General features: G+C 61.6%; 11 protein-coding genes. 1 reads left to right on the forward strand and 10 read right to left on the reverse strand.

Annotation, left to right across the window (positions count from 1 at the left end; all coding sequences use genetic code 11):
• Positions 1-238: 238 nt before the first annotated feature.
• The 10 genes from HXS65_RS06515 to HXS65_RS06560 all read right to left on the reverse strand — a co-directional run bounded on the left by HXS65_RS06515 (position 239) and on the right by HXS65_RS06560 (position 12,682).
• A complete protein-coding gene (locus HXS65_RS06515; protein WP_176493478.1) occupies positions 239-1,285 on the reverse strand; it encodes a porin in 1,047 nt (348 codons plus the stop codon).
• Between the two features lie 753 nt (positions 1,286-2,038).
• Positions 2,039-3,424, reverse strand: coding sequence for a TRAP transporter large permease (locus HXS65_RS06520; RefSeq protein WP_077375166.1), 1,386 nt, complete (start codon positions 3,422-3,424; stop codon positions 2,039-2,041).
• Positions 3,421-4,014 (reverse strand): TRAP transporter small permease, encoded by a 594-nt coding sequence (locus HXS65_RS06525; protein ID WP_176493479.1) that lies wholly within the window; start codon positions 4,012-4,014, stop codon positions 3,421-3,423. The genes HXS65_RS06520 and HXS65_RS06525 overlap by 4 nt, the downstream gene beginning before the upstream one ends.
• 97 nt (positions 4,015-4,111) lie before the next feature.
• Positions 4,112-5,101, reverse strand: a complete 990-nt coding sequence (locus HXS65_RS06530) for a TRAP transporter substrate-binding protein (protein ID WP_077375169.1) — start codon at positions 5,099-5,101, stop codon at positions 4,112-4,114.
• A 379-nt stretch (positions 5,102-5,480) separates the two neighbouring features.
• A complete protein-coding gene (locus tag HXS65_RS06535) occupies positions 5,481-6,296 on the reverse strand; it encodes a ProQ/FINO family protein (RefSeq protein WP_255304449.1) in 816 nt (271 codons plus the stop codon).
• Between the two features lie 103 nt (positions 6,297-6,399).
• The gene (locus HXS65_RS06540; protein ID WP_077375174.1) at positions 6,400-6,951 is read right to left on the reverse strand and encodes a dihydrofolate reductase; all 552 of its coding nucleotides are present in this window, start codon (positions 6,949-6,951) and stop codon (positions 6,400-6,402) included.
• A complete protein-coding gene (locus tag HXS65_RS06545) occupies positions 6,948-7,742 on the reverse strand; it encodes a thymidylate synthase (protein WP_084208021.1) in 795 nt (264 codons plus the stop codon). Before HXS65_RS06545 ends, HXS65_RS06540 begins: the two co-directional genes overlap by 4 nt.
• A gap of 217 nt (positions 7,743-7,959) precedes the next feature.
• Positions 7,960-8,763 (reverse strand): prolipoprotein diacylglyceryl transferase, encoded by an 804-nt coding sequence (gene lgt, locus HXS65_RS06550; protein WP_077375180.1) that lies wholly within the window; start codon positions 8,761-8,763, stop codon positions 7,960-7,962.
• Between the two features lie 157 nt (positions 8,764-8,920).
• A complete protein-coding gene (locus tag HXS65_RS06555) occupies positions 8,921-9,703 on the reverse strand; it encodes a sulfite exporter TauE/SafE family protein (RefSeq protein ID WP_077375183.1) in 783 nt (260 codons plus the stop codon).
• Between the two features lie 93 nt (positions 9,704-9,796).
• A complete protein-coding gene (locus tag HXS65_RS06560) occupies positions 9,797-12,682 on the reverse strand; it encodes a response regulator (protein WP_176493480.1) in 2,886 nt (961 codons plus the stop codon).
• Positions 12,683-12,951: 269 nt separating this feature from the next.
• Here HXS65_RS06560 and HXS65_RS06565 point away from each other — a divergent pair, with 269 nt between their 5' ends.
• Positions 12,952-13,845, forward strand: a complete 894-nt coding sequence (locus tag HXS65_RS06565) for an NRDE family protein (RefSeq protein ID WP_176493481.1) — start codon at positions 12,952-12,954, stop codon at positions 13,843-13,845.
• Positions 13,846-13,897 lie beyond the last annotated feature (52 nt).

Genomic DNA, 13,897 nt, shown 5'->3' on the forward strand with positions numbered 1-13,897 from the left:
CTGGTTCATATTCTGAGTACATGTCTTGAGTACATGTCTTGAGTACATGTTCTACGTACACATGCCAGATGTCATGACAGCCCTGCGTCTTTTGGCCAAGACCAACCAACAACAAATATGCCTGCGAAGCGCAGCAGAAAGCCACGCAATTTCCGTCTCAAGTCGGCACCTATCAGACGTAAAAAAGCCGGCCCCGAGGGACCGGCTTTCGTTAGCTTGCTAGACGTTTGAGAGCGTCTTAGAAGCCGTAGTAGATGCCGACTGCAGCGCCGTCACCGTCATCGCCAGAGCGATCGTACTGGGCGTATTCAATGTAGGTGTACATCGCGGAAGAGATGTTGTAAGTCACACCCAGGTTGAATTCGTTGAAGCTGTCGTCGCCGCCATTGTCAGCAGCCAGGTCAGAGCCATCTTCTGCATCGACGTACTGGTAGCCGCCGTAGACGTCGCCCATGCCGTAGCCGTAACGCGCACCGATACCGTAGTAGTCGACATCAGCGTTGTCAGCATCGGCAGCGAAGCGCTCGGCTTTCACAGCAACGCGCAGTGCATCAACGGTGTACTGAGCGGTCAGACCATACTGCTCACCGATATCACCCTGGCTTGCACCAGTACCGTCATCTACGCCGTCGAACTGGCCCAGATCGTCATACACGGCAGCGATGGAGAAACCACCGACAGTGTACTTACCACCGGCATAGAAGGATGCCTGGTTGGAATCGGTGACGTTCTCGTCTTCACCGTCGCCTTCGAAGTTGGAACCGACGGCGAACTGCATGCCACCCATGACCGGAGACATGTACTGCAGCTTGTTGCCTTCACGAACTGAGCTGTCGCCAGAAATGTTACCGCTGGAGTCAGTCAGATCGAAGTATTCGTTGTTGGAGATCGGATCCTGGATCCAGTCGTCCATCAGCTGATCCCAGGAACCGATACGCGCGTCACCGAAGGAACCCTTGGCACCGACGTAGGACTGGTCGCCATCGTTCAGGCCGTTGCCGCTGCCCTTGGATTCGTCAGCGTCGTATTCCCACTCGGCCTTGAAGTAACCGACGATGTCGTCGTTGATCTTGTGCTCACCCTTGGCACCGAAGGTGGAACCGTTGTCGCCCAGTTCACTTTCCGGGTCACCGCCGAGCTGGTCGACATAGGAGTATGCCAGCTGAACGTTGCCGTAGATGTCCAGCTTGGTGCCGTCTTGATTGTAGACGGTTGCAGCGGAAGCGGAGGTAGCAGCCAGGGCAGCAGCGCCGGCGATGGCAGTAGCCAGAAGTGTCTTTTTCATCGCGATAGTTCCTTAACTAGCGTTAACTGTTCGATCGTGTCTGCCGGTGGCAGTGGCCGAGGTTCCGGGCGCTTGATGACGCCTCTAAAACCCTGTGGCCTTGTTATTATCCAATGCTCGCAGGGAAACCATATACCGGGCTTTCAGGATGTGCAACAGAAAAAAACACTGTTTTCGATCACTGGTCCTGAACCAATACGCCGGTCAATTGTCTGGCGTGCCAACACTCTAGAGCGGAAGAATGAAGGATTCATGACAACCATGGGTTTTCTCGAGGGTTTTGACGTTCGCTGATTTCCCGGCAGTCAGAGCGAAGACACACTTGCCTCAGCCATGACATGCAAGACAAAAGTAGCATGCACTGAGCCGATGAATTCTTTGTCATCTCACGCCATTGGAAGCTCATCATTCCCCTTGCATGCCATCGTGCAAATCTCTGGAATCGAAAGGAAAACGAGCATGGACGCGCCTCGGTGAAAAATGACATGGCAGTCAATTTTCGGTGTCTTCTTCAACGACTCACCGCTTTCCTCCGATGACCTTGACGTGATGAACCCCCGATCACTCGATGGAGTGACCGGGGTAGTCCATGGTGGCCTGACCATGATCAGGTTGAATGCCGCTGGTCAGGGGATCACCGACGGCAGTACCTCATGTCGCGACTCTGGTGAGGGATAGCGCCGGATCGACATGTCGCCTGCACGAAGTTTCCACATTCCTGTCGCCTCAAAACCGCGATGGAGCATGGCGCCATCATTGGCTTAGCCAGTTGGGCAGGAAGAGTGAGATCGACGGGACATAGGTGATCAATACCAGGAACAGCAGCAACAACGACAGCCACGGGAGTGCGGCACGAATGACCCAGGTCATCGGCTTGCCGGTGATGCCCGCGGTGACGAACAGGTTGAGCCCCACTGGTGGCGTCAGCATGCCGATCTCCATGTTGACCACCATGATGATGCCGAGATGGATCGGGTCGATGCCCAGCTGCGTCGCGATGGGAAACAGGATCGGGGCCATGATCAGCAGGATGGCCGAGGGCTCCATGAAGTTGCCCGCCGCCAGCAGCAGCAGATTCATCACGATCAGGAATCCCCAGGCTGGCAGCCCCCAGCCGATGATGGTCTCGGCGATGGTGTGAGGAATGCGTTCAGTGGTCAGTACATGGGCGAACAGCATCGCGTTGGCGATGATGAACAGCAGCATCATCGAGACGCGCGCACCATCCAGCACCACCTTCTTGACCTCCTGGTCCGAGAATGAGCCCACCAGGCCTGCCGGCACCTGCCAGAGAGCACGCAGCCCGGCCCTGCCCCATGCTTCGTTGCCTCTGCGCCACGGCACGTCCTTCAAGGGCCCCATGTCGCGATAGCCCACCACTGCGATGAACCAGGCGTAGACCGTCGCGACCGCCGCCGCCTCGGTGGGGCTGGCCACCCCGCCGTAGATCGAGCCCAGCACGATGAAGATCAACATCAGCCCGCCCATCGCGACCAGCCCCGAGCGAGCCAGCGTCCTGAGGCCCGGGAACGGCTGTGAAGGCAGTTTCTTGATTCGGGCAGCGATATAGATTGCCACCATCAGGATGCCGCCCATCAACAGCCCGGGGATCAGGCCCGCCATGAACATCTTGGCCGCCGAGACCTCCGTGGCCGCGGAGTACACCAGCATCACGATGGAGGGAGGAATCAAGATCCCCAGGGTACCGGCATTGGTGATCACCCCGGCCGCGAAGGATTCGCTGTAGCCCTGACGCACCATGCCCGCGATCACGATGGAGCCAATCGCCGCGACCGTGGCCGGAGAGGACCCCGAGACGGCGGCAAACAGCATGCAGGCCAGTACCGAGGCCATCGCAAGCCCGCCACGGACATGGCCGATGGCATCGGTCGCGAAGGTGATCAGGCGGCGTGCCACGCCTCCCGTCGAAAGGAAGGTGCTGGAAAGAATGAAGAAGGGAATCGCCAGCAAGGTGTAGTGATGCGACAGGGCTTCAAACAGCTTGATGGCGACCGAGCCCAGCGAATCACTCGAAAACAGCAGTATCGTCGTGACACTGGAAAATCCGAGCGCGAAGGCGATCGGCATGCCGAGAAAGATGCCACCGAACAGCAGCGCGAACAGAGTGGCTATGGTCATCGTCTGGGTTCCTGATCACTGTCACGTTTACCACCGGCACCATCGGAGCTGTCACCAATGACCGAGTCAGCCGGCTGCACCAGGTGCATGCTGTCCTCGCCTTCGTCGTGAAAGCCGAAACCGCTGGCATCTCCGCGTATCACCTTCCAGCCCAATACCGCGAAGCGCAGCATCAGCAGCAGCATCGCGATGGGCAGAATCGTCAGGGCATACCACTTGGGTATCGCGATATCCTCGAGTTCGATACCGATCATCTTCATCAAGGACAGATATTCGTAACTGCCGACCAGCAGCATCACGCAGTACGCCATGCAGATGACCAGCGCGGCCAGGGTAGCCACCCGCTGCCAGATCAGTGGCAGCATCTTCACCACGACATCCACACCGATGTGCGCGCCCTGCTTGACGCCCCACGACACGCCGATCAGCACGAACCAGCCGGCCAGATAGAGAGTGGCTTCCTGGGACCAGCTGATACCGGTATTGAAGACGAAACGCAGCACCACCTCGACGAAGACCAGCAATACCATCGCCACCAGCAGCAGCGAGAACAGCGTCTCTTCTGCCTTGTGTAGCCATCCAAGTTTCATGGCAATGTCCTCATGCCCTTCATGGAGACTTGCCTCGCACGAGAGGACGGACATGTCACGTCTCCCGGCGAGGCAAGTGATTGTCAGCCTGCACGTCTCAGCGATTGGCATCCTGAGCGGCATCGATGATGTCCTGACCGATATCGTCGGCGAATTCACCCCACACCGGCTTCATCGCATCCACCCACTGCTGGCGCTGCGCATCGTCCAGCGTGATGATCTCGCTCTGACCGGAGTCGATGATGGCCTGCTTGGCCTCGAGATTCTTGGCCTGGGACAGCTCATTGCCATAGGCGATGGCTTCATCCAGCGCTGACTTGACCTCGCCACGCACCTCCTCCGGAAGCCCATTCCAGAAGCGTGCCGAGGACACCACCATGTAATCCAGCACGCCGTGATTGGATTCGGTGATGTAAGGCTGCACTTCAAAGAACTTCTGGGAATAGATATTGGAGTAGGTATTTTCCTGGCCGTCGATGGCCTTGGTCTGCAGCAGGATGAAGACTTCGGAGAACGGCTTCTTCAGCGAGACGGCGTCCAGCGCATCGAACTGCGCCTCGAGCACGTCAGAGGTCATGATGCGGAATTTCTTGCCATCCGCATCATCAGGCACCGTGAGCGGTGAGGACGCGGAGAGCTGCTTCATGCCGTTGTGCAGATACCCGAGTCCGACCAGTCCCTTGGGCTCCAGCGCCGTCAGCAAGGATTGGCCTGTCTCGCTGCTCTGGAAACGCTCCACCGCTTCCATGTCCTTGAACAGGAACGGCAGATCGAAGACCTGCAGCTGATCTGTGTATTTCTGGAACTTAGAAAGTGACGGAGCCGCCAGCTGGACATCGCCCAGCAGCATGGCTTCCAGCACCTTGTCATCCCCATAGAGCTGGGAGCTGGGATAGAGCTCAACGGCCACCTGATCCCCCAGTCGCTCTGCGACCAGCTCCTGGAACTTCTTGCCCATCTGCCCCTTGGGGGTGTTTTCCGCGACGACGTGAGAGAACTTGATGGTGATGGGGTCGGCCATGACAGCGGTCGAGGCCATCAGAATGGCGGCACTCAGGGCTGTCAGGGCAGGCTTGAAAAGGCGCATGGCAGTTCCTCTCGGAATCTTGGTTGTTATTGGGGGTTGGTCATCTGTTGATCATCCCGCCTGGCGTGTGCTGCATCACGACACTCGGCATGAGCGCGAGTCGCAACGCCAGACATGAGCGCGAGCAGGGACACCTGGGTATAGCGAGTACCGCGCCATGAGCAGCACATTCCCAGTTTTTTCTATTGAATTCAGATACCTGTGGCGAAAACCCTTCTTCGCGACATGAGTGGGCTTGCCGACAACGCCGGCCCGATGTGCGGATTTCCACCCACCAACGACAGAGCCCCTGTGCGGCAATCCGCACAGGGGCTCTGAACACTGACGATCGAGGTGACATGTGCGGGCTGGCCATGGGGCCTGCCTGCACGACACGTCGCTAGCGGTGCTTGGTCATCAATTCACTCAGCTTGTGGCTGATGCGCTGGCTGGCAGCCTGCTCCTCACGCTCCTTCTGCTGGCGAGTCAGCTCCGCGAGTTGCTGACGTGCATGCAATGCCTCGTCTTCCGTGACGGCACCCACGGACTGACCTTCAAGATCGACCCGCTGCGTGCCGGCACGAACGGCCTTCAGGTATCGAGGCAAGTGGACGTAGCCCGCCAGAGCGCGGCGCACGAGCTTCTCGTCCCAGGGCTCGTTCTCCAGCAACTCGACATGGATGCCGATCTTCAAGGGGCGGGTGTGGCCCTTGAAGAAGGTATCCGGATAGCGCTTGTACCATTGCTTGAGCAGCGCCTGGGGCGACGGCGGCGTTGCCTGGTCCGGTGTCTCGTCAGAGCCAGCGGATTCGACTGGCGCGTCGCTAGACATTGCTGGCGACGGTGCAGACTCGGCGTCAGCGGTCTCCCCCGAGGCAACACCGGGTGACTCGCTCGCGGAGGCCAGCTGCTCCGCGGCAGCTTCCACCTGCGCAGCACTGGGACGCGCATCCTCCACCGGCTGTGACGCGGGGGACTGTGCGCTGCGTTCGCGCAACTCGCGCAGCTCGGCATCACGCGCCATCAAGGCCTCGCTCAGCCCGGTCAGCTGCGCCTGCTGCTCCTGCATCTGCTGGCGCAGCGCGGCCAGCGTCTCGCGTAGCCGGGCATTTTCCGATTCCAGCGCCAGACGAGCCTGACGCTCTCCGTCACGCTGCTGTCGCTGGGTGTCGGCTTCATGTTCAAGCGCAGAGTACAGCGCTTCGAGGCGATCCATCGTCAAGGCCTGAGCCTCCCTTGCACGCTATGGGCAGTTCCGTTTGGCACCAGTCTGTGTCAGTACCTGCTGACTGTAAAGTTCCCGCTGGCAGGCGCAAGCGCTAGTCGTCCCTGCGCTCATAGCGCACGAAGTCATAGGCAGGCAGGCCTTCACCACTTTCTCCCGGCACACGCTGAGCTTCTTCCCAGTCAGCACCAAGCTCCGGGAAGTGCGCATCGCCTTCGATCTCGACCGCTACCTCGGTCAGGTACAGACGCGTGGCGACGGGCAGTGCCTGTGCATAGATCAGTCCCCCCCCGATCACCATGATCTCGTCCACACCTTCGATCATCGCATGGTGATCCGCCATGTTGAGCGCCGCCGCAAGATCGTGACAGACCCGTACGCCATCGTGGTGGAACTCGCTGTCACGCGTGACGATGATATTGAGTCGATTGGGCAGCGGCTTGCCGATGGAGGCAAAGGTCTTGCGCCCCATGATCACCGGCTTGCCCTGGGTCGCATGCTTGAAGAACTTCAGGTCTTCCGGCAGGTACCAGGGCAGATTGTTGTCGACACCGATCACGCGATTGACCGACATGGCGGCGATCATCGCCACCGGGACCACGGTCTCGGCGGCGGCACTCAGCGGAGAAAATTCCTTGTCACTCATACGGCCACCTGCGCCTTGATATGCGGATGGGATTCATAGCCTTCGATGGCGATGTCATCGAAGGTGAAGTCGAACAGATCCGTCACGTCCGGATTCAGCTTGAGCGTCGGCAGGGCCAGCGGCTCGCGCGTCAGCTGCTCACGCGCCTGCTCCAGATGATTGCTGTAGAGGTGGGCATCGCCGAGGGTATGAATGAACTCCCCCGGCTTGAGGCCACAGACCTGAGCGATCATCTGGGTCAACAGCGCATAGCTGGCGATGTTGAACGGCACGCCGAGGAAGATGTCGGCGCTGCGCTGATAGAGCTGGCAGGACAGCCGACCATCGGCGACATAGAACTGGAACAGGGCATGACACGGCGGCAGGGCCATCTCATCCACCAGCGCCGGATTCCAGGCCGAGACCATCAGACGGCGCGAGTCCGGGTTGGTCTTGATCTGCTCGATCAGATGCGTGATCTGATCCACACTGCCGCCTTTCGGATTCGGCCAGCTGCGCCACTGATAACCGTAGACCGGCCCGAGATCGCCATTCTCATCGGCCCACTCATCCCAGATACGCACGCCATTTTCCTTGAGGTAGGCGATGTTGGTGTCGCCTTTCAAGAACCACAGCAGCTCGTGGATGATCGAGCGCAGGTGCAGTTTCTTGGTGGTGACCAGCGGAAAGCCTTCGGCCAGATCGAAACGCATCTGGTGACCGAAGACACTCAAGGTACCGGTACCGGTGCGGTCGCCCTTTTGCGTGCCGTTTTCCAGCACGTGGCGCATCAGATCGAGATAGGGTTGCATGGGCAGCGGGTCCGTACGGCGGATCAGAGGCTGGCTCGGCGAGCGGATCCGGGGGATCGGCCCTGCACCAGCCTCTTCATGAATTCGAATCGTTCACTTGACGATATTTTACGCTGCCAGATACGCAAGAACGCGGCCCGATGGCCGCGTTCTTGCGTATCTGGCAGGGGGCCAGTTTACACCGATTGCCCCCTGTAATCACACCTGCATTCCCACCTCAGGATGCGCGAGGCAGCGGCGGCTGCGCCACGTCCTGACCACGCGACCAAGCCATCAGCAGCAACCCGAACAGCACCATCGGCAGCGACAGCAGCTGACCCATGGTCAACCAGTCGAAGGCGATGAAGCCGAGCTGGGAATCCGGTTGGCGGAAGAACTCGGTGATGAAACGGAAACTGCCGTAGCAGAGCAGGAACAGACCGGAGATCAACCCCTTCTGGCGCGGCTCACGCGAGGCGAACCACAGGATCGCGAACAACGCGACGCCTTCCAGCGCGAATTGATAGAGCTGAGAAGGATGGCGTGGCTCCGGCCCGTAGAGCGGATAGACCATGCCCCATGAGACATCGGTAATACGCCCCGGCAGCTCCTGGTTGATGAAGTTGCCCAGGCGCCCTGCACCGAGGCCGATCGGAACCATCGGCGCGATGAAGTCGGTCAGCTGGAAGAAGGTCAGCTGGTGACGACGCGCGAACACCAGCATGGCGATCAACACACCCAGCAGGCCGCCATGGAAGCTCATGCCCCCATCCCAGACCTTGAAGATCCACACCGGGTCCGCCAGCAACTTGTCGAAGCCGTAGAAGAGCGCATACCCCAGGCGCCCACCCAGCACCACGCCCAACGCACCGAAGAAGATCAGGTCTCCCACGGCATCCTGACTCAGGCCGACCCGTCCGCGCCGGGCACGCGCCAGCCCCCAGGCCGCCGCGAAGCCGATCACGTACATCAATCCATACCAGTGAATCTTGAAAGGCCCCAATGCCAACGCCACGGGGTCGATCTGAGGATATTGCAACATGAGAAAACCTTGAATGAATAAGTCGGCACGACTGACGCCAGTCGCAAGTCTTTCGCCATCAATCCGATGCGCTACCGGTCAGGTGACGAAGGGTAACAGCTCGCGCATGAACGCCACCTAGCAGCCCTTCCCCGCAAAGCGGACATGCCGAGATGTCTCACGAGACGAGAAAGCGCAGCCCCACGATCACGAGAATCAACGCGAACAACCGCTTGAGCAACAGCGCCGGCAACGCATGGGCCAGCCGTGCGCCCACTCGCGCGAAGGGCACCGACACCAGCACGATGCCGAGCCAGGCAACCCAATGCACATAGCCGATGGCATGCTCCGGCAAGCCCGGGGCATGCCAGCCCACTGCGATATTGGTCAGCGCTGCCACCAAGGCGATGGGAAACCCGGCCGCGGCCGCCGTCCCGACCGCCTCGGTCATGCGCGCCTGCCAGCTGGTCAACATCGGCACCATCACCGTCCCTCCTCCGATCCCGAAGAGCGCGGATACCACCCCGACGGTGCCACCGCCAAGAAACTGCCCGGCACGCCCTGGCGCCTGCGCCAGCTGACCCACCTTGAGATCCAGTCCCATCTTGACGGCGACCAGCAGCACGAAGCCACCGAACAGCAGCTTGAGCATCTCGCTGCTCAGTCCGCCCGCCAGCACCACCCCCAGCGCGGTTCCCACCACCAGTCCGGGCAGCAGGCGCTTGAGCCAGTCCAGACGCACGGCGCCACGCTCATGATGCGCACGCGCCGATGACAGCGAGGTCACCACGATGGTCGCCAGTGAGGTACCTATCGCCAGATGCATCAAGACATCAGTGGCGACACCTTGCAGCGCAAAGGCTGCCGCCAGCACCGGCACGATGACCAGCCCGCCACCGATACCGAACAGGCCGGCGATCAGACCCGCCACGGCCCCCAACACGGGATACCACCACCACATGCCCCACTCCTTGCACCTGTCTTCATCGAGAACCTCTGTCAAAGGGCCGGGTTGAGGCCATGAACCGATGGCTCATCGCTCACCCTTGCCAACTCAGACCCCATCACCCGTCACGCCACCTTCTGCTCCCGGTGCCTTCATCGTGGCCCGAGGCAGCCATTTGCGAACCTTGTCGATCAACGCCTGAGGACGATAGGGCTTGCCAAGATAATCATCCAGACCTGCCGCGAAGAAACGCTCGCGGTCCGCCTCGCTGGCATTGGCCGTCAGGGCAATGATCACGCTACGCCTGTCACTGCCGGCCCCGGCCTCCTGTTCGCGCCAATTCCGGGTAACGCTGACGCCATCCATGCCGGGCATGAAGATATCCATGAACACCAGGTCGTAGAAATGGCGCTCGCGCGCGGCCAGCGCATCTTCTCCACTGCTCGCCGTATCCACCACCAACCCTTGGCGGCCGAGCACCGTGCGCGCCAGCATGGCGTTCACCGGACCATCATCGACGACCAGAATGCGAGTTTCGACAGGATTGTCCGGCCAGGACAACGGCACCAGGATCTCCAGCACCTCCTCCCCTTGCGTCTCATGCTGTCGGTAGCGGCCGCCGAGCTCCTCCACCAGACGACGAGCCATCAACAGCGAGGAAGGGGCATTGCGCCCGACATCGAGACCACAGTGATCGTGAAGCTCAAGCCTCAGCCAGCATTGACCCCCTGTCTCCGTGTCCCTCAGGCCAGCTCCCGTCGGGCCACCGGCCAGCGACGACGCACCCTCGGCGTCCACCACCTCGACGAACACGCGATGCCGACCCGCGCTCGCGCGTCGACAACCATCTTCCGACAGATGCTCGAAGAGCTGCGCCAGACGCCGTACATCGCCACGCAGCAATGCAGGCAGCGCGCCCAGCTGCCACTCGAAGGGCAGTCCCACGTCGTGGTAGCGCTGCTGCATGTCATTGAGCAGCGCTCCCAGCGCCTCGGCCGGCGTGAACAGATTCTCCTCCAGCGGCGTGCGCACGACATCGTCGCGCTCCGTCAGCACATTCAGCAGCTGTGCCACGCTATCGAGACGCCCCTGCAGCAGGCTCAGCTCGGCATCCTCTAGATGACGCTCGCGACGCAACTGCCCCAGCTTGCGCACCAATCCCTGCAAGGGAGGCGTCAACTCGGCGTGCAGCATGTCCAGATAGTCACTCTTGAGGCGGGCTTCCTCGCGCGCCCTGTCGCGTGCGACCAGCAACTGCTGGCTGGCCTGATCATGTTCTGATTCATCAATCATCACGCCCAGCACCTGGGCGGGGTCGTTGTTGAAACGGCACAGCTCGAGACGCATGCGCCGCATGCGGCCCTCGGCATCATGGACGCGCAATTCTCGACTGTTGGGTACGCTCGGGTTGGGCTCCAGCATCAGCAGACTCCCGACCGAGCGCCCCAGCGCTTCATGTAGCACCAGCCCGAACAGCTTCTCGAAGGCAGGATTGGCCATCGCCAGCAGGCCATGACGCATCACGAAGGCAGGCAGTGGCAAGGCATCCAGTTCGTGGCCACGACCACGGCGCAGCAGTGCCACGGCAGCACGGTGACGGCGCAGAATCTCGTCGGCCGGATACGCCTGATGGGCCGAGACGGGATACTCCTCCATGACCTGCCCCTGCTCGAGCCGCACGCTCTGGCGTGCCAACCATTCCAGTGGCTGCCCCAGGCGCTGATCAAGGCGACGCAGGCGCCATTGCAGAATCAGCATGCTCACCGCGAAGACCAGCAGCAAGGCACCGGCGCTGCCCAGCAGCAATGACAGCAATGGCATCTCGCCCGGCACGTCAAGATCGCGCCGCGCCACCAGTCGCCAGCCATTGACAGGCAAGGTGTCCCAGACGACGGCACGCGCCGCAGGTCCTGGCAGCAAGGTAGCGCCACGCAGACCGCCGTCCACCGCCTGGGCCACGTCATCGGGCAGGCGTCGCGGCCGAGGGTCACGCGTATTGCTGCTGGCCGCCCACACTTCCAGGTCCTGACCGATCAGCCAATAGGGGGCCGTGCGGCCCTGACCAGGCAGCAGCAAGCGAGATTCCATCTGGGGGACCGCGAGATCCAGCCCGACATGGACCTTCTGTCCCGCGTTGAGTTCCACCTCGACCAGCGCGGTGATCTGAGGCAGGCCCGCCGGACCGGGATGTGGCGGCAGCCAGACGACCCGCGGCGCGCCGTTGTCCGAGCTGCTGGCCAGCTGGCGCTGAGTGGCAGGTGTGACATCGGTGTAGGGAAGGAGCCTGGTGCCCGGTGAGAAGGCATCCAGCACGTTGAACCAGGGGTAGAGCATGATCATGCTGTTGTCGAGACTGACGAACAGTCGCGAGATCAATGGGTCCGTGGAATACAGATCCGACAACAGCCATTGCATCCGGATCAGGCGTCGCGCCACGTCGTGATCCTGCTCATCCAATGCGCGGTGAAACTCTCCGTACAAGGCAGCGCCGCCACGCGTGATCGGCCGGAACAGCTGACCTTCCTCGGTCAACACCAGCTCATTCAATGACGAATCCGCCTCGTCCCCGGCATGGTCGAGATGGCGACGCGTGTAGCGCGCCAGAATCTGCAGACGACGCTGCTGCGCCTCGAAGCGCTCATTCACCAAGGCAGTGGCCAGCGAATGCTGCTGGCGAAGCTCGCCCAGGGCGCTGTCCACGAGCTTGTGCCGCTCGCTGTCCCAGGTGACCCAGGCCCCGACCAGACAGCTGAGCGCCACTGCCAGCTCGGCGAGCAGCAGCGGGCCCACCGTCAGGCGACTCATGCGCCGCCATACCGATTCCAGTCCACTGGGGCTGCTCTCACTGCGGTTCCCCGCACTGCCGCCATCCTCGAGACGAGTGGCGTCGCCGGTGACGCCGGACGCTCCCGTCGGGGGAGCCTCCGCTTGGGAAGATTCAGCCTCGGGCGAGCGTGACGCTGGCTCGACAGGGGGAGGACGGCGCGAGAACATGGTCTGGGAGCATCCTGTAGATGGACCTGACAGCAAAAACCATCGGGCATGGGTGCAGCGATTCGTGACGTGGCGTGACATTGCCGCAGCAGTACGATCGGGTCGCATCGAGCCATACTGCCCGTAGCCCGACGTCACGGCAGATCGTCGGCCCGTTCGCCACAAGACTGCAGCATACGCAAGCCACTGACGGGCGTCATGTTCCCGGCGCGACACCTGTCACATCCTGATCCCCGGGAACCTCGCCCACCCTCTTTCGGAGTCTCGCCATGTGCCTGATGGCATTCGATTGGCAGCCAGATGCCACGACAGGTCACTGCCTCACGCTGCTGGGCAACCGCGACGAGTTTCATGCCCGTGCGACCACTGGCCTGTGCCGCTGGCCGGATACCGCCCTGTGTGGTGGTCGTGATCTGGTGGCAGGAGGGGGATGGCTGGTCATGCATCGGGCCGGCGCCCTGGCGACGCTGACCAATGTCCGCCAGCTGGACCGCCCCTCCCATGCGGCCACCATCAGTCGCGGTCAGCTGGTCACGGCCGCCGTGCGACAGGCGGTGGCCAATGCCTCCACCCTGTCGCCTGGGGACTGGCTGGAGGCCCTGAGCGCTGGCGAGACCGTCATGGCAAGGCTCGCGGCGGACTCTCCCGAGCACTGCGAACCCCTGAGCTTGAGCGCACTTGACTGGTGCAATTTGCTGGTCTGCGATGGCCGGACTCTCTGGCGACTCCATCATGGGCCCGACGGCAGCCAACTGATCCGACTCCTCCCTGGGCTGCATAGCCTGTCCAATGGTCACCCGGACAATGAATGGCCAAAGCAGCGGCGACTCAGACAGCGCCTTGCCGCGCTGAAAGCGTCTGCGGTCATGCACGATGACGATGCCTGTCTGGGTATCCTGCAGGATGGATGGCGGCCGCCGACGGCACAGTTGCCGGCCACCGGCCTGGCGCTTGAGCGGGAAGCCCTGCTGTCCAGCCCCTTCATCACCAGCCCCGAGTACGGCACCCGCGCTGCCACCCTGGTGCGCTGGCAGCGAGATGACAAGCGGGCCTCACTGACACTGCATGAGCGCCGCTTTTCACCACAAGGCCAGTGCGTCGCTCATCGCAAGGCCGTGTCGCACCTCCAGGAGGAAGCGACACGGGGATGGCATCTGAGCTGACGATTGCCTGCAGGGGACGTCTTGAAGGAAGGCCAGCGAGAGGACGCCACCC

Source organism: Cobetia sp. 5-25-4-2, assembly GCF_013374075.1.
GTDB classification, from domain to species: Bacteria; Pseudomonadota; Gammaproteobacteria; order Pseudomonadales; family Halomonadaceae; genus Cobetia; species Cobetia marina.